At 66.5% G+C, this 18,736-nt stretch carries 25 protein-coding genes; 15 read left to right on the top strand and 10 right to left on the bottom strand.

Annotation, left to right across the window (positions count from 1 at the left end):
* Window positions 1-2: 2 nt before the first annotated feature.
* On the bottom strand, window positions 3-383 hold the full coding sequence (locus tag AB0I19_RS03910; RefSeq protein WP_357144072.1) for a hypothetical protein: 381 nt from the start codon (window positions 381-383) through the stop codon (window positions 3-5).
* A complete protein-coding gene (locus AB0I19_RS03905) occupies window positions 380-1,135 on the bottom strand; it encodes a prolipoprotein diacylglyceryl transferase family protein (protein ID WP_357144069.1) in 756 nt (251 codons plus the stop codon). Before AB0I19_RS03905 ends, AB0I19_RS03910 begins: the two co-directional genes overlap by 4 nt.
* A gap of 248 nt (window positions 1,136-1,383) precedes the next feature.
* Here AB0I19_RS03905 and AB0I19_RS03900 point away from each other — a divergent pair, with 248 nt between their 5' ends.
* Window positions 1,384-3,093 (top strand): glycoside hydrolase domain-containing protein, encoded by a 1,710-nt coding sequence (locus AB0I19_RS03900; protein WP_357144067.1) that lies wholly within the window; start codon window positions 1,384-1,386, stop codon window positions 3,091-3,093.
* Window positions 3,094-3,115: 22 nt separating this feature from the next.
* On the opposite strand, the gene AB0I19_RS03895 is transcribed toward AB0I19_RS03900, so the two are convergent.
* Window positions 3,116-3,301, bottom strand: a complete 186-nt coding sequence (locus AB0I19_RS03895; RefSeq protein WP_067489870.1) for a hypothetical protein — start codon at window positions 3,299-3,301, stop codon at window positions 3,116-3,118.
* An 11-nt stretch (window positions 3,302-3,312) separates the two neighbouring features.
* Window positions 3,313-4,296 (bottom strand): hypothetical protein, encoded by a 984-nt coding sequence (locus AB0I19_RS03890; protein WP_357144064.1) that lies wholly within the window; start codon window positions 4,294-4,296, stop codon window positions 3,313-3,315.
* A 378-nt stretch (window positions 4,297-4,674) separates the two neighbouring features.
* Here AB0I19_RS03890 and AB0I19_RS03885 point away from each other — a divergent pair, with 378 nt between their 5' ends.
* From AB0I19_RS03885 to AB0I19_RS03875, 3 genes are read left to right on the top strand one after another with little or no spacing between them, the layout of a single operon-like run.
* Window positions 4,675-5,406, top strand: coding sequence for a TetR/AcrR family transcriptional regulator (locus AB0I19_RS03885; protein ID WP_357144061.1), 732 nt, complete (start codon window positions 4,675-4,677; stop codon window positions 5,404-5,406).
* Window positions 5,403-5,759, top strand: a complete 357-nt coding sequence (locus tag AB0I19_RS03880; RefSeq protein WP_357144058.1) for a DoxX family protein — start codon at window positions 5,403-5,405, stop codon at window positions 5,757-5,759. The genes AB0I19_RS03885 and AB0I19_RS03880 overlap by 4 nt, the downstream gene beginning before the upstream one ends.
* 14 nt (window positions 5,760-5,773) lie before the next feature.
* Entirely contained in the window at window positions 5,774-6,442 is a 669-nt protein-coding gene (locus AB0I19_RS03875; protein ID WP_357144056.1) for a pyridoxamine 5'-phosphate oxidase family protein, read from the top strand.
* Window positions 6,443-6,530: 88 nt separating this feature from the next.
* On the opposite strand, the gene AB0I19_RS03870 is transcribed toward AB0I19_RS03875, so the two are convergent.
* Window positions 6,531-6,674 (bottom strand): hypothetical protein, encoded by a 144-nt coding sequence (locus tag AB0I19_RS03870; RefSeq protein WP_181697213.1) that lies wholly within the window; start codon window positions 6,672-6,674, stop codon window positions 6,531-6,533.
* Between the two features lie 203 nt (window positions 6,675-6,877).
* On the opposite strand from AB0I19_RS03870, the gene AB0I19_RS03865 reads away from it, so the two are divergent.
* The 3 genes from AB0I19_RS03865 to AB0I19_RS03855 all read left to right on the top strand — a co-directional run bounded on the left by AB0I19_RS03865 (window position 6,878) and on the right by AB0I19_RS03855 (window position 9,968).
* Window positions 6,878-8,176: an HNH endonuclease gene (locus tag AB0I19_RS03865; protein ID WP_357144053.1), complete on the top strand. Its 1,299-nt coding sequence runs from the start codon at window positions 6,878-6,880 to the stop codon at window positions 8,174-8,176.
* A gap of 127 nt (window positions 8,177-8,303) precedes the next feature.
* Entirely contained in the window at window positions 8,304-9,053 is a 750-nt protein-coding gene (locus tag AB0I19_RS03860) for a ferritin-like domain-containing protein (RefSeq protein ID WP_357144050.1), read from the top strand.
* A 45-nt stretch (window positions 9,054-9,098) separates the two neighbouring features.
* Entirely contained in the window at window positions 9,099-9,968 is an 870-nt protein-coding gene (locus AB0I19_RS03855; protein ID WP_357144047.1) for an alpha/beta hydrolase, read from the top strand.
* 13 nt (window positions 9,969-9,981) lie between these two features.
* Here the strand turns inward: AB0I19_RS03855 and AB0I19_RS03850 are convergent, their stop codons facing one another.
* A complete protein-coding gene (locus AB0I19_RS03850) occupies window positions 9,982-10,545 on the bottom strand; it encodes a hemerythrin domain-containing protein (protein ID WP_357144045.1) in 564 nt (187 codons plus the stop codon).
* A gap of 174 nt (window positions 10,546-10,719) precedes the next feature.
* Here AB0I19_RS03850 and AB0I19_RS03845 point away from each other — a divergent pair, with 174 nt between their 5' ends.
* Complete coding sequence (locus AB0I19_RS03845; protein WP_357144042.1) at window positions 10,720-11,385, top strand: hypothetical protein; 666 nt, start codon at window positions 10,720-10,722, stop codon at window positions 11,383-11,385.
* 197 nt (window positions 11,386-11,582) lie between these two features.
* The gene (locus tag AB0I19_RS03840; protein WP_357145116.1) at window positions 11,583-11,930 is read left to right on the top strand and encodes a GNAT family N-acetyltransferase; all 348 of its coding nucleotides are present in this window, start codon (window positions 11,583-11,585) and stop codon (window positions 11,928-11,930) included.
* Between the two features lie 72 nt (window positions 11,931-12,002).
* On the opposite strand, the gene AB0I19_RS03835 is transcribed toward AB0I19_RS03840, so the two are convergent.
* Complete coding sequence (locus AB0I19_RS03835) at window positions 12,003-12,617, bottom strand: transglutaminase family protein (RefSeq protein WP_357144039.1); 615 nt, start codon at window positions 12,615-12,617, stop codon at window positions 12,003-12,005.
* A gap of 83 nt (window positions 12,618-12,700) precedes the next feature.
* On the bottom strand, window positions 12,701-13,720 hold the full coding sequence (locus AB0I19_RS03830) for an aldo/keto reductase (RefSeq protein WP_357144036.1): 1,020 nt from the start codon (window positions 13,718-13,720) through the stop codon (window positions 12,701-12,703).
* A gap of 108 nt (window positions 13,721-13,828) precedes the next feature.
* Here AB0I19_RS03830 and AB0I19_RS03825 point away from each other — a divergent pair, with 108 nt between their 5' ends.
* Window positions 13,829-14,413: a helix-turn-helix domain-containing protein gene (locus AB0I19_RS03825; RefSeq protein ID WP_357144033.1), complete on the top strand. Its 585-nt coding sequence runs from the start codon at window positions 13,829-13,831 to the stop codon at window positions 14,411-14,413.
* 80 nt (window positions 14,414-14,493) lie between these two features.
* On the opposite strand, the gene AB0I19_RS03820 is transcribed toward AB0I19_RS03825, so the two are convergent.
* Complete coding sequence (locus AB0I19_RS03820) at window positions 14,494-15,225, bottom strand: hypothetical protein (protein WP_357144031.1); 732 nt, start codon at window positions 15,223-15,225, stop codon at window positions 14,494-14,496.
* A 141-nt stretch (window positions 15,226-15,366) separates the two neighbouring features.
* On the opposite strand from AB0I19_RS03820, the gene AB0I19_RS03815 reads away from it, so the two are divergent.
* The 5 genes from AB0I19_RS03815 (at window position 15,367) to AB0I19_RS03795 (ending at window position 18,300) form a co-directional block, all read left to right on the top strand.
* Window positions 15,367-15,945, top strand: coding sequence for a dihydrofolate reductase family protein (locus tag AB0I19_RS03815; RefSeq protein WP_357144029.1), 579 nt, complete (start codon window positions 15,367-15,369; stop codon window positions 15,943-15,945).
* 220 nt (window positions 15,946-16,165) lie between these two features.
* Window positions 16,166-16,426, top strand: coding sequence for a hypothetical protein (locus AB0I19_RS03810; protein WP_067639974.1), 261 nt, complete (start codon window positions 16,166-16,168; stop codon window positions 16,424-16,426).
* The gene (locus AB0I19_RS03805) at window positions 16,423-17,097 is read left to right on the top strand and encodes a HemK2/MTQ2 family protein methyltransferase (RefSeq protein ID WP_357144026.1); all 675 of its coding nucleotides are present in this window, start codon (window positions 16,423-16,425) and stop codon (window positions 17,095-17,097) included. Before AB0I19_RS03810 ends, AB0I19_RS03805 begins: the two co-directional genes overlap by 4 nt.
* 10 nt (window positions 17,098-17,107) lie before the next feature.
* Window positions 17,108-17,293: a CDGSH iron-sulfur domain-containing protein gene (locus AB0I19_RS03800; RefSeq protein WP_067638528.1), complete on the top strand. Its 186-nt coding sequence runs from the start codon at window positions 17,108-17,110 to the stop codon at window positions 17,291-17,293.
* On the top strand, window positions 17,293-18,300 hold the full coding sequence (locus AB0I19_RS03795; RefSeq protein WP_357144023.1) for an iron-containing redox enzyme family protein: 1,008 nt from the start codon (window positions 17,293-17,295) through the stop codon (window positions 18,298-18,300). The genes AB0I19_RS03800 and AB0I19_RS03795 overlap by 1 nt, the downstream gene beginning before the upstream one ends.
* On the opposite strand, the gene AB0I19_RS03790 is transcribed toward AB0I19_RS03795, so the two are convergent.
* The gene (locus AB0I19_RS03790) at window positions 18,266-18,703 is read right to left on the bottom strand and encodes an ATP-binding protein (RefSeq protein ID WP_067638532.1); all 438 of its coding nucleotides are present in this window, start codon (window positions 18,701-18,703) and stop codon (window positions 18,266-18,268) included. The two genes, AB0I19_RS03795 and AB0I19_RS03790, sit on opposite strands and share 35 nt — an antisense overlap.
* Between the last annotated feature and the right edge of the window lie 33 nt (window positions 18,704-18,736).

Genomic DNA, 18,736 nt, shown 5'->3' with positions numbered 1-18,736 from the left:
GGTCACGGCGCCATTCCGAACGTGTCGGTGTACAGGTAGGGATTGACCGCGGTACAGAACCCGGCGGTGCACACTGTCGTCAACGCCCAGCCGATCATCAGGCCGAGCCCGAAGCCCTTCCACACGGGCTTACGCAACCGGATCAGCGCCCACCCACCGCCGAATGCCGCCCCGGCACTCACCAGGGCGGCGAGGCCGAACAGCACGCGGGCGGTGGTGGCGTCGGCGGTCGAGGCGGCCAGCATCAGCACGACGAAGCCCGCCATGGCGTTGACACCGATGAACGACAGCGCACCGGCGACCGCCATCGCCGCGACTTGGCCGCCCTGCCCCGGCGGATTCGCCCCGGGCGGTGGCGGTGGTGGTGCGGGCGGATAGTTCATACCGCGACCTTTCGTCGGAGAACGCCCTCGTAGTACCCGCGCCGCCAGCCGATGCTCAAACGCACCGCGACCAGGACGAGACCAGGGAGCAGAAACCATTGCGGGCGAGTCAGATCCAGCCACACCGTGTCGTTGGCGCGGGTGAACTCGACGAGGAACCGGAAGACGGCATACGCGCCGACATAGAGCGTGAACAGCTCGCCGGGCGTGGTGATGCGGTCACGTAGCCACCACAGCGTCACGAATGCCGTGAGTTGGAACAGGATTTCGTAGACGAAGCTCGGATGCATCGCCACCCCGGCCGCGCAGCCGGGACATTGGGGCACGGTGCCCGGAGCGTGGATGCCCCACGGCATTCGGGTCGGGCGACCTGGTGCCTCGGTGAGCAGGCAGCCCACCCGCCCGACAGCCATCCCGAGCGCGACAGCGGGGGCGAACAGGTCTCCGGTGCGTTCGCGGTAGCCGATGATCCGTTTGGCGACGAGCACACCCACATAGGCGCCGAGCAGGCCACCGAGCACACTGCGCGCACCGAAGAGCCAGCTTTCGAGTGGATCGAGGGTTTCGGCCAGGCTCGACAACCGCATGCCGATCGCCCCACCGACGAGCGCACCGGTCACCGCCACCAGCGACTCCTCGCGCAGCGCGTCACGGCGTCGGCATTCGGCGACGAAAACCACGGCCGCGACAGCGACGCCGAGCGCGACGAAGAACCCGTGCGTCGGGATCCCCCAGTACAGCTCTGGCACCATGGCGAAAGGTTAGCCGTCCGGTAGCGCGGCGCGGATGAGTGAAACTACGCGCGTCTGATCGAACCCGGAAATGGGTACTCCCCCGGCATCGGTGAACGAGGATGCCGCAGTGAGTGTTTCGATTAGAATCATTCCAGGGTGAGTTCCTCGGTCACCCCGTGCCGGTTGTCGGTACAAGCGTGAATCATCTCGGTAGTTCCACCATTTCCCGGAATTCCATCGGATACGCAGTCATGCAGGGGGTCATCATGTCTACCGCTGTCGATTTCGCGGCGCGGCTCATCAACCCGGCGGCCATCGCCGAAGCAGGTCATTCGGCGGTGCTCGCCTACGTGTCGCCGAGCAGACCAGGTGCGAATTTCGGGGCAAAACCGATCACCGCCGACTACGCCCGGGCTCTCACGGCGGCGGGACTCGACATCGTGTCGATCTGGCAGTACGGCAAGCCGGGTGACCCGACTCCCTCGGACTGGACCACCGGGTTCGACGGTGGCAGGCGCATGGCCGAACAGGCCCTCGCCACCCATCTGAGTCTCGGCGCACCACGCGAGGCGCCGATCTTCTTCGCAGTCGACGAGGACATCTCGCTGGCGCAGTGGAACAACACCGCCGTCGAATTCTTCCGCGGGGTCAACGCGGTGCTCGGCGTGGCGTGGACGGGGATCTACGGGCACTCGCGGGTGTGCGCGTGGGCCATCGAGGACGGGGTGATCGGCACCCGCGGCGAATTCAGCTGGGCCTGGCAGACGCGGGCGTGGTCGGGAACCGAACGCGAACCACGCGCGGTGCTGTACCAGCGGGTGATCGATACCCCGAGCAATCCCGGGCCGCTCATCGACGGCACCCACGTCGATGTCAACGACATTCTCGCCCCCGATTTCGGCCAGTGGAGTAAGGACCGTTCCGTGACGATTCCGCAGTTCACCGAGCTCGACCGCCTCGGCCCGTCGCACTCACCGCGCGAGGGCGCCCGCATCACCAACTTCCTCCTGCACACCCAGGAAGGCAACGGCACCGCCGAATCCCTTGCCGCCTACCTCAACAACCCGTCCAACGGGGTGTCGTACCACTACACGCTGCGCGACGGCGTGGTGGCGCGGGTGGTGCCCGAGGAGCTGGCCGCCTGGTCGGTGTTGTCGGCCAATCCCTTCACGGTGAACCTGTGTTTCGCGGGGAGCCGCGTCGCGTGGTCACGCGAGCAGTGGCTGGCCATCGACGGCGACCTGCGGATCGCGGCCTACCTCGCTGTCCGCAGCGCCCACCGGCACGGGTACTCCACCCAGGTGATCGCACCCCCGTACCACGTGGCCGAGGGGATCAGCGACCACAACTATGTGACGAGGGCACTCGGCGTCGGCTCGCATACCGATGTGGGGCCGAACTTTCCCTGGGACGTCTTCGCCTCGCACGTGGCGGGTTTCGCGGGGTCGCGTCCCAACGCCATCGACGATCGAGCGGCCGCCTCGCCGTGGCTGGGTACCCGGCGCACCGACGGCGAGATCGCCACACCGGACGGGCTCGGCCGATTCGCCGAGTTCGAACACGGCTACGTGTACTGGCACCCGTCCACCGGCGCCTATGCCATCCCGACCGCGATCATGGCCAAATACGCCGAATCGGGCTGGGAGGCCGGGCCGCTCGGCTACCCGATCGCCGAACACGCGCAGCTGCCCGACCCGCGTGGCACCGGACCCGCTGTGGCGCAGGCGTTTCAGGGTGGCGCGATCTATCGGCGCGCCGGGCAGCCGGCCTACCGGGTGCACGGCGCGATCGGGGAACGTTGGCGGGCATCGGGTTTCGAGAACGGCGAGCTCGGCTGGCCGGCGTCCGACGAGGTCACCCACGACGACGGCCGGTATCAGGAGTTCGAGTTCGGGCGCATCTACTGGGCGCCGCAGCAGATCATCGCGCTGCGGCACTCTGGAGATCCGGACACGCCGCTGGACCGGCCCGCGTAGCGCGGGCCGAGTGTCGGCGGGGTCAGGCCAGAAGTAGGGCGAGAGTGGTGGCCGCGGCACCGAGCAGTAGGGCTGCGACCACCACGATCGCGATGATTCTGGTGCGGGACGACGGTCCGGTGTAGGTGTCGTCGTCGTTCAACATGTCGGCGAGGTCGACGGCCGCGAATTCGCGGGTCGTCTCCAAGGGTCCGGGCTGCTCGGTCATGTGCGCTGACGCTAGTCGAGTGTGCTGATCGCCGCTGCCGATACCCCGGCCGTATCCGTGGACCGGGCGGCGGCGAGGAGTTCGTCGAGTTGACGTTCGGCGCGTTCGGCGCGGGCCAGGGTCTGTGCGCGGGCGTCGTCGAGGGCGGCGAGGCGTTCGGCGGTTTCGGCTCTGACCCGCTCGAGTGCCGCTGCCGATTCGGCGCGGCGGGCCTCGGCCTCGGTGGCGGTGGTGCGCCGAAACTCCGCCAATTCGATTCGGGTGTGGTCGAGTTCGGTGCGGGTCGTCTCCAATTCCGCGCGGGCCCGGCGCCACTCCTCGCGGGCCTCGTTGGCGGCTTCGACCCGTTCGGCGGCGGCGAGTTCGGCCCGCTGGGTCGCCCGGTCGGCATCGGCGGCCCGCTGCACGGCGAGGCCGCGTTCGGCATGGGCGGCGTTGATGCGGGCTTCGGCGTCGCGGCGCACCTGGGTGATCTCGGTGTCGGCGCGTTGCTCGGCGCGCGCCACCTCCTCGGCGGCTTCTTCGCGGATACGTTCGATTCTCTCGGCGGCATCGCGTTCGGCCTGACGCACCTGCGCTTCGGCGGCGCTGCGGGCGGCGAACACGTCATCGGCGGCCTGCTTGGTGAGACGCTCCAGCTCGGCCAGCGCTTCGTCACGAGCGGTCTGCGCGGCGGTGATGAGCTGTTCGGCTTGTTCGGCCACACTCGCCGCGTCCTCGGCGGCCGATTCCGCGTACGCCCGCGCTCCCTCGGCCTCCCGCCGCGCCTGTTCGGCGGCAACCACTTTCACGTCCGCCTCGGCGATCCGCTGCGCGGCATCCGCCTGCACTGCCTGGACCTGCGCCTCGGCGACCGACGGGTCACCGATGGTCGCCAGTTCCGCGACCGCGGCGTTCAGCGTGGTTCCCAGTTGCTCGGCCAATCCACGGAATTGCCCCAGCAGCTCGTCGGCTCGCAACCGCGCGACGGTCACCGGCCCCTGCGCAGCCGTCACAGTGACGGTTTCTCCCCCACCCGCCGACTCTTGTTGCTGTCGTTGCCTTTCCCGCCACGCGCGCCATCGGGTGTGGTCGGGGTGGTCGCAGTATTCCGGCGGTCGGCCGGGGCCACCGTTGCGGGTGATGGGGCGGGCACATCCTGGGTAGTTGCAGACGCTCGACACGACTGAATCGTAGCGTTTGTTTCGTTAGTCCGTTACGTATTGCACGAAACGAATTACGTGTCGCCTCTAGAAGTCTCGATTCTTCAGAGCGTGGTTCTGACCCCCGATAAGTGAACATTATCGGCGGTCAGCCATCCGACCCGCCGCTCACAAGCTCGAAAATATTCTGTTTGCGTTTGGTCGCACGTGACGCTACGGAATCAAACGAAAGTGATCGAAAAACTGTGCTCGGCTGCACGCTCGTACCAATTGCCGCCGACGAATCTCTTTCTGCACCCCACCGATCGACGGACGAATTGCGGTTGCGTCCAAGATCAACGTCGGTATATGCTTCTGAACATGTTCAGTGAACATGTTCAGTCACGGTCGCAACAACAAGCAGCGACGCGGCAAAAGGTCTTGGCGGCAGCCGAACGGCTCTTCCGCACCCAAGGCTTCAAGGCGACCACGATCCGACAGATCGCCGCCGAAGCGAACGTCAGTACCGGGACCGTCATGGCGGCCGGCGAGAAGGACGCGCTACTCGTCTCGATCTTCGAAAATTGGATCACCTCGGTGCACAACAGCAGACAAACCGAACTCGCCCCCTCACCGACGACCGCGACCACCGAGGATGTGCTGAAGCTTTTCGAGCCCTTCGTCGGATACTTCGCGCTCGATTCCGAGCTCTCACGCGAGTACCTGGCGATCCTCGTCCGTGGAACCCACGAGTCGGTGATCTTTCGGGACCTCGCGCTGGCTCTGCTGGGCGAACTCGAAACCGTGCTCGCCCGATCGGCGCTGCCCAGCAGCCAGATCGGTCACGGCGCTCGCACCATCTATCTCGCCTACCTCGGCTTGCTGATGACCGCGTCCAGCGGTGCCGTCGCGATGCCAGAGGCGGCCGAGCAACTACGACAGACCATCGAATTCGTCATCACACACCCCCAAGGAAACCGATGATCCACGCTCCCCAACCATGGTGGCTACCAGCGCTACTCGCGCTGGCACTGTTCTCGGACGCGCTCATGTCCGTGCGTCCACCGATGTTCATTCAGCGATGCCTCGACGGAGTCCGCTTTCCCCGTGACTGGTGGTGGACGCTGATCACCATCAAACTGGCGGCCACAACCGGGCTCCTCGTCGGACTGAAGTACCCCGGCGCCGGATTCGCCACCGCGGTCGCCGTGGTCGCCTATTTCGTGTGCGCCGCAATCGCCCACTACCGCGCCCGGTTCCTCGGATCGGAGTTCTGGATCAACTGCCTCGGCATGCTCGCTCTGTCGGTGGCGACGGCGGTCACATACGTGGTGTGAGGTGAAATCGAGGGATGAACAACCCCACCCGTTACGGCGCCATCGCGTTCTCCGAGGCCAGTGCGCAACGCCAAAGTGCTACCGGCAGCATCAATTGGTACCGGGACCAGATGGCAGTCGGTGACAACACGGGCGAGCCCGAGGAACTGGACGGGCCGACCGCCGCGCTGATCCGGTCCACCGACTCGCTGTTCATCGCGACCGTCACGCCGTCGGGCTGGCCTTACCTGCAGCACCGAGGTGGCCCGCCCGGTTTCGTGAAGGTCCTCGATTCGTGGACGATCGCCTTGGGCGACTACTCCGGTAATCAGCAGTTCGTCACGCTCGGCAATCTCGATCACGACGACCGGGTGGCGCTGTTCTTCATCGACTACCCGACCCGTACCCGGGTGAAGGTGTTCGGCCGTGCCGAAACCGTCGAGCGGGCCGACGATCCCGGGTTCATCGAACAGATGCTCACCACCGACGAGGGTGTCATCCGCACACGCTGTGACCGGGCGTTCCGGATCCGTGTCGAAGCCCTCGACCGCAACTGCATCAAGAACATCCCGGTGAAATACAGCAGTGAACGCATGGCCGAATCTCTTCGCCTCGCCCGCGCACCACTGACCGACGAGATCGAGCAGCTACGTCGGCGAAACCAGGAACTCGAGGACAAGATCGCACGCCTGCGCGAGCAATAACAGGGTCCAGAACAGAAGCCGCACCGCCACCTTCGTCCGCGCGCCGGTGTCACCGCAGCGGGCGTGTAACGCCTGTGAGCGTTCGCCGCTACAGCTTGGCGTTTCGCCCCTTCCACAGGGAATAGAGCGCCATTGTTGCCGAGGCCACCGGCACCAATGCCGTGGCCCCGGCGACCAGGTAGATCACCGAGAAGCCGATCATGATCGACATCAGCGCACCAAGGTCCAACATATGCGCTCCGTTTCCGAATCGGTTGCGGCGCTGCCGGATCGAGGATGCTGGGGACCTTCCCGGCCGGTTCGAACTCATGATCGACACAATGCCACCAGCTCTTCGATATGACCACCAAATTGAACGAGATTGAACACCACTGCAGAACCGGTTAGCCTGTGCATCAGCCTCCATCCGGGGGCAGCGCAAAGCGAGGAGCGGCAGTGGCCCGAACACCCCACCCAGCTCTCCAGCAGTTCAGCAGAGAGGTGAAGGAACAGTGGATCGAGGCGGGCAGTCCGGCCTATGCGCGGATCGCCAAGCTCACAGCCGAAGACGGAACCGCCATCTCCCAAGGCAGCATCAGCAACCTTCTGAGCGGCAAGAGCCGGCCGCGATGGGACACCGTCAGAGTTTTCGTACGCGCACTATCGCGATACGAGGACCCGCACTGCAATCCAGCGCTGCTCATGGCGGTGGTCCAGCGGTGGCGTACGCGGTGGGCGCAATTGCAGAACGAACTGGCCAGCACTGTCGATCACCAACCCACCCACCCGACCCCGCCCACACGTCCCACCGACGAGCGGGCGCGCGATGGGAATTCGGTGATCGACCGAACTGACTCCGCTGATGCGGTCAGTGTCGAAGCGGCTCTGCGGCAGAAAATCTTCCGCCGTCTAAGGGAAACTGTTGACCAGCGGGGCGCTCTGAATCGGGCCGACTTGATAAATTTCACCATCGACGGCACTTCGCTCCCCCTCGTCGACCGTAATCGTGGAATCCGCAATCCACGCGGAATGCTCGCCACCCTGTCGGTGATGTCCCGCGGGGGCCGAGACTCCAGCGACGAGGAGTATGGCGACTCGGGGTTCGGTTACGCCTATCGGTCCGGAACGATCCACGGCGACAACCAGAAGCTGCGCAAGGCACTGGAACTGAAACTTCCCTTGATCCTGTTCCGGATGATCGGCCACGGGGCCTACGTGCCGATCTTTCCCGTCTACGTCGTCGCCGACGACATAGAACGTCGTCGATTCATGCTCGCCATCGACAACGACCTGCCGGATCAGATCGGTGCGCGGCTCCCCGACCGTGCCGAGTACACCCGAAATCGCGTTCACTCGGCCGAGTTCCGCGCGCGGTTGCTCCACGCGTACGGCATCCGTTGTGCCATATGCGGTCTCGGTGTCGCACAACTGCTCGATGCCGTCCACATCGTCGGTGACGCACAGTCCGTTGACGACGGATCCGGTAGGAACCGCACCACATCGAGCCTCGAAAACGGACTGCTTCTCTGCAGCAACCACCACCGCGCTTTCGCTGCGAAACTCTTCGGAATCACTCCGGACTACACGATCCGCGTCGCCGATCGGCTGATGGCAGAAGGCGACGACGGGGCGCTGGGACAACTTCGCGGTTTGAACGGACGCTCGTTGCTTCTACCGGACAATCGCGAAAGTCGGCCTTCCCCCGATCTGCTCGCCGTGGCGTTTGCGGCCTTTATCCGTGACGGCGCGGGCTAGTCGCGGATAGTCGAGATCGGTGGCATCCTCGCTGCCCTTCGGGTAGGAGTGGAGGTGAACAGAGGGGGAAGCCGTGGGGGAACGGATCAGTTCGTCGGAGGCACGTTCGCGGGTAGGCACGCGCCGGGTGCGATCGAGCCGGGAGTGGTTGGACCACTTCCACAGCAATGCCGCCAGGCAGCGGACGATTCCGTGGCAGGAGAACGGTATCGGTGCCGATGCTGCCGAGCTCGCGCCGATTCGCCGCTCATTACAGGGCTGGCAGCTCGGCGAGACTTCCGACGGCCGGCATCTGGCCGCGGCGGCCGATCGATTCGCCACCGAGACCGACGACCCTGCCTACCGTGAGGTCATCGCGCTGTTCATCCGTGAGGAGCAACGTCACGGCGCTCTGCTGGGGCGCATCCTCGACGACGCGGGAATTCCTCGCCGACAGGCCGACTGGGGCGACAGCCTGTTCCGGCGCCTGCGGTACAGCGTCACCGACATCGAGGTGTGGACGACGCCGGTCGTCATGGTCGAAACCCTCGCGATGGTCTACTACAACGCGATCCGGCGGGCTACCACGTCACCGGTTATCCGCGCGGTGTGCGCCCAGATCCTGGCCGACGAGGTCCCCCACGTCCAACTGCAATGCGAACGCCTGGCTATTTTGCTGGTCGAGCGCTCACGCACCCGGTTCCACCTCACCATGATCGGCCACCGCATCCTGTTCGCCGTCGTCATGGCGCTGGTGTGGGCCGGTCATCACCGCGCGCTGCGGGCCGGTGGATTCACCTGGAACCACTACCGCAAGGCGGCCTACGCGAAAATGAACCGCGCGTGGCATCGCATGGATCCCGAGCACTACGCATGGCCTGCGGAGACTCGGCCGTGAACCCGTCACCGATGAGTACGCGGCTCCCGTGTCGTCAATACCGACATGACGACACACAAGCTCGAACTCCCCGACGCAACACTCACCTACGACGTCCAGGGTCCACTGCCCACCGCTGATGGGCGGCCGCCGCTGCTGATGACCGGTCTCCCGATGGCCGGAGACGGTTTCACCGCGCTCGCCGCGCACTTCCCCGATCGCACGGTCGTCACCTACGACCCGCGCGGGCTGGGGCGCAGTGTGCGGTCCGACGGTGAGGTCGACAATGTGCCGACCGTGCATGCCGAGGACGTGCACGCCGTGATCGAGGCGCTCGGTGCCGGGCCGGTCGAGCTCTTCGCCAGCAGTGGCGGCGCGATCGTCGCGTTGGCGCTGGTGACCGCGCATCCCGAGGACGTGACCACTTTGATTGCGCACGAACCGCCGCTGCTGACCGTGCTGCCCGATGCCGCGGCTGCCGGGCGTGCGGCCGACGGGTATCGCGCTGCCTACGGGGCGAGAGGGTTCGGTGCGGGCATGGCGACCTTCATCGCGATGACCTCCTGGGAGGGCGAATTCACCGACGCCTATTTCGCCGCGCCGGACGCCGATCCCGCGATGTTCGGCCTGCCGGTCGAGGACGACGGTGCCCGCGACCACCCGCTGTTGTCGGAGCGTTCCCGGCCGACCCTCGCCTACCGCGCCGATATCGCCGCGCTCACCGCGGCACCGACCCGCATCGTCATCGGCTACGGCGAGGAATCGTCGGGCACGGTCACCGAACGCACCTCGTCGGCGCTGGCCGACCAGCTCGGTGTGCAGCCGGTTGTCTTCCCCAGTCATCACGGCGGTTTCACCGGCCCCGAGTCCGGTTATCCGGGCCAGCCGGAGGCTTTCGCCCGAATCCTCAGGGAAGTCATCGACCCGCTCGGCTGAGCGACGACGTGACTCACCGCAGCGGGCCGATACCCAACGACCCCTTCGACCAGGTCGCCGACTGTTCCTCCACCGCCTCCACATAACCTTCGGGGTCCTTGTCGACGGGGCGCACTCCCGCATAGTAGCGCGCCTCGTACGCGGCGAATTCGACGGCGAGCCGGTGACGTTCGCCGAGGCCGGCGAGGCGGCGAAAATCGGTGAGTCCCTCGCGTTCCTCCTCGGCCATGTGGTCGCCGTTCGCGGTGTTCGCCGCAGCGACAGCGGCGAACCACTCGGGTGATCCGACCTTGTGACGTGCCACCTCCCCCACCGCGTCGCGGATGTCGTTGTGGTCACCGATCGCGTCGAGCGTCTCGTCCTCCACCCGGCGGGTACGGCGTGCGGAAATTCCGACCCGCAGCAGTTCCGGGTAGAAGATCTCCTCCTCGGCTTGGGCATGTAGTTCGAGAAAGGCCGCGAGCCGTTCCCAGATCGCCGCGAGAACATCGACCTCCTTGGGGTCGATCTGCTCGAGAATCGCGAACAACCGTCGTTGCTCACGATGGTCGTCGAGGATCAATTCGGTGATATCCACGCATTCCTCCTGGCTCGAATCAGGCAGTCATCGCAGGTCACTGAGCTATCGAACGCAGAGGCGGTCGAGGACCGCCGTTGTCGCCAACAATAGCCAGGTTGTCTGCGTTCGGTGTCGGATAGCGTGGCAGCGACCGTCCGGCGCGGACGTGCGCGATTTCTGGAGAGCTGTGCTGTGGTGTCCTTTTCCTTGCTCGTGGTCGCGGGTATCGAATTGCTGTGCGTCGGACTGCTGTGGATGCGGGCTGCGCGACGAATGCGCGTGCTCGTACTCGGCGTGGTCGGTGTCGGAATCGCTTATGATTCGGCCGTTTTCGGGATCGGTGTGCTGATCGGTGAAGGAGCGGTGCTGCACGGGCTGAGTGTCGGCCGGTTCATCGGTCACGCGCTGCTCACGCCGCTGCTGGTGTTGTGGGCCGTCGACCGGGTGGGTGCCGGGGGCTGGTGGCGACGTGCCGCGTTTGTCCTCACCGGAGTACTGGTGGTGTGGGGTGTGTTCGGTGAGTTGGCTCATGTGCGGCTCGTGCCACGGACATTCGCCGACACCCTGCGCTACGGCTCGGAACAACCGGCGATACCGATCCCCGCGCTCGTGGTCTCCGCCGTGCTGTTCGCCGCGACGGTGTCGTTGTGGCGCGACGAGCAGTTGCGTTTCCCCCTGATCGGCATCGTCTTGCTGGTCGTGGCTTCCGGCGCGGCCGCGGCATGTCCCCCGCTGGGGAACGTCGGCGAGGCGATCATGATCGCGGCACTGACCGGAACCGAGTTGGTGCTGGTCGGCAGGGCAGTCGCCGACAGTCGGGCCATCGGCGGGTCGGCCCCGGTTCGGGCTGGGCGGTGAAGTGTTCTACACCTACCGGGTCAGCAAGTACGACCCCGACGATAGAGACGAGCACGGCCGCTATCTCGGCGCCTAGGGCACGGACAGCGACCACGGTGCGGTCGAATCCGCCTATCTTCTCCGGGCAGTAGCCGCCTTCGCCGACGACACCGAGTCCGACGAGCTCGCAGCCCAGGTCGCCCGAGTACGGGCGGCGACTGCTTGTCGCATGCCGACGTGGTGAGCCCGCCGGTTGTGTCGGCTTGCGGCGCCTCGATACCTGCACGATGGAGCTCACGCGGATGTTCGTGCGCCCGGATGCGCGCGGAGAGGGCGGTGCCGTGGTGCTGCTCGACGTTGCCGAGGACACTGCTCGCCGTCTCGGCGCGCACAGGATTCGGCTCAATACGCGTGAAGATCTGGTCGAGGCCCGCAGGCTGTATGCCGCGCGCGGATACGCCGAAATTGCGGCTTATGGCGACGATCCACTGGCGGACCACTGGTTCGAGAAGCGAATCCGAATAGATCCGCCAGGGCTGACGAACACCGGCATTGTGCTTGTCTGAGAGCGAATCGGGACGGTGGCGGCCTCTTTGCACTGGATGCATCGATGCGCGCAGTGCAGGCCGCCACCGGGGTCAGCGAATGGACTGATCCTCCAAGGAGGTCGGCAGGGTGACGTCGAGTATCGACTCCTGCTTCGCCTCGCCCAGGGTTTTCACCACGGATGGCACAGGACTGACGAACACCTGCGGGTAGTCGATCTCGCCGAGCGTCGGATCGACGGGCCAGGCCAGTCGTTCCTCGGTGAGGGAGAACTCGGCGGTGACGCCCTCCTTGTTGCCCCGGGGGTCCTGACGGTGCCAACCACCCTCGAGGTAGACGGCGACCAGGCCGTGGAGAACGTGGCCGTCGTTGTCCGCGAGCTTTTGGTAGCACAGCCCGGTGGGGATGCCCCCGCTGCGCAGGATGGCGGTGAGGAGGTGGGATTTCGCGTAGCAGAGGCCGACTCGTTCGCGGGCGACCTCCCCGGCGGTCAGGGTCACCCGGGGGTCCTGGATGTCGTAGGAGTGGTCGACTTCGTCGCGGACCCAGTCGAAGGCCGCGCGGGCGAAGTCGACGTCGTCGGGGGCGTTTCGCCGCAGGTCGCGCACGATGGCAGTCACCGCGTCGTCGTCGAGTTGGATGATGGAGTCGCCGTCGAGGTAGGCCTGCGGGTTCTGCGCCTCAGGAACCCAGGATTGTTGTGTCACAGCGGGAATCTACTGCCCGCCGTTGTCTGTCGGCACCCCCATTTCGCGGCGGCGGTGATGGCGGTCGAGGTCGAGTGGGGTGGTCATCGACGCCGCAGGGTGGCGTCGAGGATCGACGGTGGCGTGTCGTACTTCTCCTCGGCCGCGAGATCGACTCCCGGAGACACGATTTCGTCGATCTCGTCGAGGACCTCGGCCGGCAGGACGGTATCGGCGGCAGCGAGCTGCGAATGCAGGTGCTCCATGGTTCGCGGACCGATGATCGCGCTGGTCACCGCCCGGTGGGCGGTGACGAATCCGAGCGCCAGTTGAATCATAGTCAACCCGGCCCGGTCGGCGACCTTCGCCAGCTGCTCGACAGCCTCGAGTTTGGCCCGGTTGGCGGGCACATCGAGATCGAAACGATGGGGCATGAAACCGGAACGGTTGGTGGTTATCTCGCGGCCGGCGCGGATGGCGCCCGACAACCAACCCGAGGCCAGCGGGCTCCAGGCGAGCACGCCGAGGCCGTATTCCTCGGTCACCGGAAGCACATGGGATTCGATGCCGCGTTGCAGGATCGAATAGCAGGGTTGTTCGGTGACGTAGCGGCTCAGGTGATGCTCGCGGGCCGACCATTGCGCCTGCACGATGCGGTAGGCGGGGAAGGTCGATGAACCGAAATAGCGGATCTTGCCGGCCCGCTGCAGGTCGGTGAGTGCCGAGAGCGTCTCCTCGTCGCTGGTGTTCGGATCCCACCGGTGGATCTGATAGAGGTCCACGTGATCGACGTCGAGGCGGCGCAGGCTGTCTTCCAGCGCGGTCACCAGCCACCGCCGTGAGCTTCCCCGCCGGTTGGGGTCCTCGCCCATCGGCAGGTAGGCCTTGGTCGCGATGACCAGGTCGTCGCGGCGACCGGCGATGGCCTTACCGACCATTTCCTCGGATTGGCCGTCGCTGTAGGCGTCGGCGGTGTCGATCAGATTGATCCCGGCCTCGATCGCGGCATCGACGATCGCGGTGGCCTCGTCCTGGCCGGTGTTGCCGATCCGGCCGAAGTTCATTGCGCCGAGCGCCAGGGTGCTGACCTGCACGCCGGTGCGGCCCAAGGTGCGGTACTGCATGGGTTTTCCTCTCCCGGAGGTATCCTGCAAGAAACGGAACGTTGTTCCGATATCCAACATACGGAACAACGTTCCGTTTTTCAAGCGATCCGATGGAGGGAACGTCACGTGGCAGCCAGGGACACCGGAACGGCGAAGACTCCGCGCAAGCGCGCCGATGCCGAGCGGAACGAGAGAACCCTCCTCGACGCGGCCGCCGCGACCTTCGTCGCCTCCGGAGTCGACGCCCCCGTGCGCGAGATCGCTGCGGCGGCCGGGGTCGGCGTCGGCACGATCTATCGGCATTTCCCGACCCGAGCCGACCTCATCGTCGCGGTCTATCGACATCAGGTCGAGGCCTGCGCACAGGCCGCACCGCAACTGCTGGCCAGCACGGAACCGTATGACGCGCTGACCAGGTGGATCGACCTGTTCACCGACTTTCTGGTCACCAAGCACGGTCTCGCCGCGGCACTGCAGTCCGACGACCCGACCTTCCAGGCCCTGCACGCCAACTTCCTCGACCGGCTGCTGCCCGCGTGCGGCGAGTTGCTCGATGCCGCCGCGGCGGCCGGTGAGATCCGCACCGACATCGACCCCTATCTGTTGCTGCGCGGCATCGGCAATGTGTGCATCGGTGCGGAAAGCGACCAACGCTATGACGCGCGGCGCGTCGTCGAGCTCGTCGTCGCGGGGTTACGCCTGCACCGGTGAACCCGTTGACGGGCAGCCGTGAGAGGCGACAAAGCCCGTGTGGTTCGCGGTATCCGGCGAACCACACGGGCTTCGAACAACTAGCGCGACAACGCGACGCGATGCGCCTCGCCCATCAGGGTGGCCAGTTCGGCACTCTCGGCCTCGGTGAGAACCGCGAAGAACGGGGAAACCAGTTCGTCGGTGAGCTTCTCGGCCGCCGCCCAGCGCTGCCGCATGTCGTCGGTGATCGGTTCGAACGGTTCGGACCAGCCGAGCCGCTGCGCGTGGGTTGGGCCGTCGGCGATCGGGGAACCGGCGATGAGGACGGCTTGCAGCGGGGTGAGGCCCTGGGCGAGGACGGCGACCAGGTGCAGGCCGCCCCGCAGTTCACGCAGGACGTGAGTGAGCTGCAGGACCGCCGCGCGACTGTCGTCGGGCAGGGGCAGGGCCCGCCAGCCCGCGAACAGGGGAACGGCGGTGGGCTCGGCCGCGTCGGCGACCTTGCCGAGCAGTTCGGCGAGGCGTTCGGATCGGTCGAAGCCGGCAAGTTTGCGGCGACCGAATTCGTGGCAGGCGGCGAGATAGCCCGTGGCCGCTTCGGCGGCGGGCAGGGGGACGGATTTCCATGCGGCACGGATACATTCGGGTTCGAAGAAGCCGAACGCGCCGACCACGACGTCGGCATCGACCTCGCCGAGCACTCCCCCTCGGCCGCGCGTGTAGGGGCCGTGGAATCCGGGCACCCCGACGTCGGTCCCGAACTGACGCGCCTCGCGCGACATCATGAACGCCCCACCGAGTTCGAGGACCTGCTGCTTGACTGCCGACATGATCTGACACCTTCCGCTGTTTCTGCGATCGCCGCAGACTTTAGTTGGCAATAGTCAGCAGGGGAAGGGGTTTCGCGCGATGAGTTCGGCGTCCGGCTGCCGTCTGCACTGATAAAGCCGACGCGACCCGAGGAGCCCACCGTGAGCGCCACCTACACCTACGACGTCTTCTCCACCCTGGACGGCTTCGCCTCCACCAGCGGCGACTGGGGCGGATACTGGGGCAAACAGGGCCCCGAACTGCTCGAACACCGCCTCGACCTCTACCGCGACGAGCAGCGGATGATCTTCGGCGCCAACACCTATCGCGAGTTCACCGAACTGGTTGCCGGGGCCTCGGAGAACCCGGAGATTTTCGATCCGTGGGTCGTCCGGATGATGAACATGCCGCTGACCGTGGTGTCGAGCACGCTGCGCGAACCTCTCGACTGGCACGACGCGCACGTCGTCGCGGGCGACGCCGTCGATATCGTCGCCCGGCTCAAAGCCGAATCCGACATTCCGCTGCGCTCGCACGGCAGCCTCTCGCTGAACCGGACGCTGATGGCGGCGGGCTTGGTCGACCGGGTGCAGGTGACGGTGTTCCCGGTCATCACCGGCAAGACCGGGCAGCACCCCATCTTCCAGAACGCCGACGACTTCGACCTCGAATTGCTCGAGAGCCGCACCCTCGACGGCAACACCCAGGAACTCGTTTACGCGCCCACGCTGCACGCCTGAACGGCTCACAACACAGCTTCCGGCGCCGTCGACGAGCATCAGCGTCCGGTCACGAGTTGGCCGGAATCGCGGTGCGAAACGGGCGCGCGCTTCATGATCGACATCATCACCTCGTGGTTCGGCAGGGTGTGAGCAGGCCCTCACCGGTTGCTGATTGGTTCCCTGTCGACGGGGCATTCCGCCCTCAGGACTGTGTTGTCCCTGCGAAAGGATGCGCTCGATGAACCAGCCAGACCGCGATTTCCCCGATGAATCACGCACGATCAGGCCGCACGCGGGCGAATCTATCGAGGACACGAGGAACTGGCCCGGCCTGATCTTGATCGGGGTCGGGTTGGCGTTACTCGGCATCACCCTCACCGCCGCCGGCTACGGATTCGGCGGTTGGGCGGTCATCGGCGGCGTGGCCTGCGTGGCGTGCCTGCTCGCGGGGACTGCGCTGGTCGTGGCCGAGCACCGGCGGGTGAAGGCGCAGAAATGATGATTCTCCGGGCGCCGGGTGTGTACCGACCCCAGGCCGATACATGGATGCTTGCCGATGCGCTGCGCGCGGTTCCCCACCTGCGCGACGGCCGGGTACTCGAACTGTGCGCGGGGACCGGCGTCGTGACGCTGGCCGCGGCGAAGGCGGGGGCCGCGAGTGTGACGGCCGTCGATCTGTCGCGACGGGCACTGGCCTCGACCTGGCTGAACTGCCGTTTGCGTGGTGTGGCCGTGCAGTTGCTGCACGGTGACTTCTCGGCGGCGGCGCGATTGCCGCGCTTCGACGTGGTGCTGGCGAACCCGCCGTACGTGCCCGCCGAACGCGAGGTGGGACGCGGCCGGGCGCTGGCCTGGGACGCGGGCCCCACCGGACGCAGCGTGCTCGACCGGTTGTGTGCGACCCTGCCCGATCTGCTCACCGACAACGGGGTCGGCCTGATCGTGCACTCGGCGATCAGCGACCCCGACCGCAGTCTGGATCAGTTGCGGGCGGGCGGCGCCGAGGCGCAGGTGGTCGCGGTAGACAAGGTGCCGTTCGGGCCGGTGTTGCGGTCGCGGGCGCGGCGGTTGGCGGCGCGTGGGCTGATCACGAAGGACCAGCGTGACGAGGAATTGGTGGTGATCCGTGTCGAACGAAACTGCTGTCCCGCGGTCGGGGAACCCGCCTGATCGCAGGCGGGTGGTCCTCACCGACGGGCCTGCCCTGATCGAAGGCCCGGTCGACCTGGTGACCCGTGAGGGAACGGTGCTGCACTGTGACCGTTTCCAGGTCGCGCTGTGCCTGTGCAAGCGCTCGGCCACCTACCCGCTGTGCGATACCAGCCACCGGCGCCGGCGCCGGCGTACCAACGAAAGCAGCACTTGATGACCAGCACTGTCACCCTTGGGCGCGCCCTGCCTGTCCCCCGGGGCGAACTGTCGGCCGCCCTGGTCGAAACCCTCACGCGCGCACCGGGTTCGGCTGTTCCGGCCGACCCGGGCACCGATCCCTACGGTGAGGACGCCGCACTGGCGTTGCACACGTGCTACGAACTGCACTACCAGGGTTTCGCCGGAGTGGACGAGGACTGGGAGTGGGATCCGGGGCTGTTGGGCCTGCGCCGAGGTCTCGAACAGCGCTTCCTCGCCGCTATGCGGGCCGATGTGCCCGGCGGTGACGACGTGGACGCCGAGCTCGACCGGTTGCTCGAGCCGTCGGCGCCCGGCGGGATCGCGGCCTACCTCGCCGAGCAGGGCACTCCCGGGCAGTTGCGCGAGTATTTCGTGCACCGCTCGATCTACCACCACATCGAGGCCGACCCTTACGCCTGGGTGATCCCCCGCCTGCGTGGGCAGGCCAAAGCCGCGCTGGTCGCTGTCGAATTCGACGAATACGGCAGCGGCCACGGCGACCGTGTGCACGCGCGGCTCTACGCGGATCTGCTCGCGGGCGCCGGTCTGGAACCGGGCTATCTGCACTATCTCGACGAGGTGCCCGCTCCCATGCTGGTGCTGGTGAACATGATGTCGCTGTTCGGTCTGCACCGTGGTTTGCGCGCCGCGTCGGTCGGCCATTTCGCGGCCAACGAGATCACTTCCTCACCGGCGTCGGCTCGCCTGGCGGAGTTGGCCCGCACCCTGCTACCCCACCCCGCCTGTATCGGCTTCTACACCGAGCACGTCGAAGCCGACGCCGTGCACGAACAGGTGATGCGGCGCGACGTCATCGCCGAATTGCTGCGCAGCGAACCCGATTCGGCCGCGAGCATCGTCTTCGGGATCCAGGCCACCGACCTGCTCGAGGACCGGTTCGCCGATCAGGTGCTCGAGAGCTGGCGGGCCGGGCGCAGTTCACTGCTCAGTGAACTGCCGGCACCCGCCGTACCCGGGTGAAGGTGATCGTCACCGGGAATCCGTCGAGCTCACCACGATCACGGTCTGAACCGGTGCTCAGGTGATCGGTGATGCTGTGTAGCACGTTCCAGCCGAAGGCGTTCTCGTCGACCGGGTCGGGTTCCACGCACAGTGCCTGCACGGCGATCCGCAGACGGAAACCGTCGGCGTTGACATCGCAGTGCAGGCGGGTGCCGGGCACGGCGGCGAGGATCAGGCTGGTCGCCGCCTCGTCGACCGCGACCCGGATATCGGCGATTTCGTCGGGCGTGAACCCGGCCAGGTGGGCGGCTGTCTCGGCGACTGCCCGCACCATGACCAGTTGTCCGAGGTCGGCGTCGATCCGCAGGTGGGTCGAGGTCGCGTGGGCCGAATCCGCTACGGTCCGCTCGCTCGAAGCCACGACGTAGCCTCCTCACCGATGTCGGGTGGTTCC

The sequence above is a fragment of the Nocardia sp. NPDC050413 genome (genome assembly GCF_040655475.1).
Taxonomy (GTDB): domain Bacteria; phylum Actinomycetota; class Actinomycetes; order Mycobacteriales; family Mycobacteriaceae; genus Nocardia; species Nocardia coubleae.
This window is presented reverse-complemented; position numbering and strand designations above follow the sequence as displayed.

What these genes read in the sequence shown, in the direction of transcription:
- AB0I19_RS03910 (WP_357144072.1), bottom strand. Translation starts at nt 383, where the DNA reads ATGAACTATCCGCCCGCACCACCACCGCCACCGCCCGGGGCGAATCCG.
- AB0I19_RS03905 (WP_357144069.1), bottom strand. Translation starts at nt 1,135, where the DNA reads ATGGTGCCAGAGCTGTACTGGGGGATCCCGACGCACGGGTTCTTCGTC.
- AB0I19_RS03900 (WP_357144067.1), top strand. Translation starts at nt 1,384, where the DNA reads ATGTCTACCGCTGTCGATTTCGCGGCGCGGCTCATCAACCCGGCGGCC.
- AB0I19_RS03895 (WP_067489870.1), bottom strand. Translation starts at nt 3,301, where the DNA reads ATGACCGAGCAGCCCGGACCCTTGGAGACGACCCGCGAATTCGCGGCC.
- AB0I19_RS03880 (WP_357144058.1), top strand. Translation starts at nt 5,403, where the DNA reads ATGATCCACGCTCCCCAACCATGGTGGCTACCAGCGCTACTCGCGCTG.
- AB0I19_RS03875 (WP_357144056.1), top strand. Translation starts at nt 5,774, where the DNA reads ATGAACAACCCCACCCGTTACGGCGCCATCGCGTTCTCCGAGGCCAGT.
- AB0I19_RS03870 (WP_181697213.1), bottom strand. Translation starts at nt 6,674, where the DNA reads ATGTTGGACCTTGGTGCGCTGATGTCGATCATGATCGGCTTCTCGGTG.
- AB0I19_RS03855 (WP_357144047.1), top strand. Translation starts at nt 9,099, where the DNA reads ATGACGACACACAAGCTCGAACTCCCCGACGCAACACTCACCTACGAC.
- AB0I19_RS03830 (WP_357144036.1), bottom strand. Translation starts at nt 13,720, where the DNA reads ATGCAGTACCGCACCTTGGGCCGCACCGGCGTGCAGGTCAGCACCCTG.
- AB0I19_RS03820 (WP_357144031.1), bottom strand. Translation starts at nt 15,225, where the DNA reads ATGTCGGCAGTCAAGCAGCAGGTCCTCGAACTCGGTGGGGCGTTCATG.
- AB0I19_RS03810 (WP_067639974.1), top strand. Translation starts at nt 16,166, where the DNA reads ATGAACCAGCCAGACCGCGATTTCCCCGATGAATCACGCACGATCAGG.
- AB0I19_RS03805 (WP_357144026.1), top strand. Translation starts at nt 16,423, where the DNA reads ATGATGATTCTCCGGGCGCCGGGTGTGTACCGACCCCAGGCCGATACA.
- AB0I19_RS03795 (WP_357144023.1), top strand. Translation starts at nt 17,293, where the DNA reads ATGACCAGCACTGTCACCCTTGGGCGCGCCCTGCCTGTCCCCCGGGGC.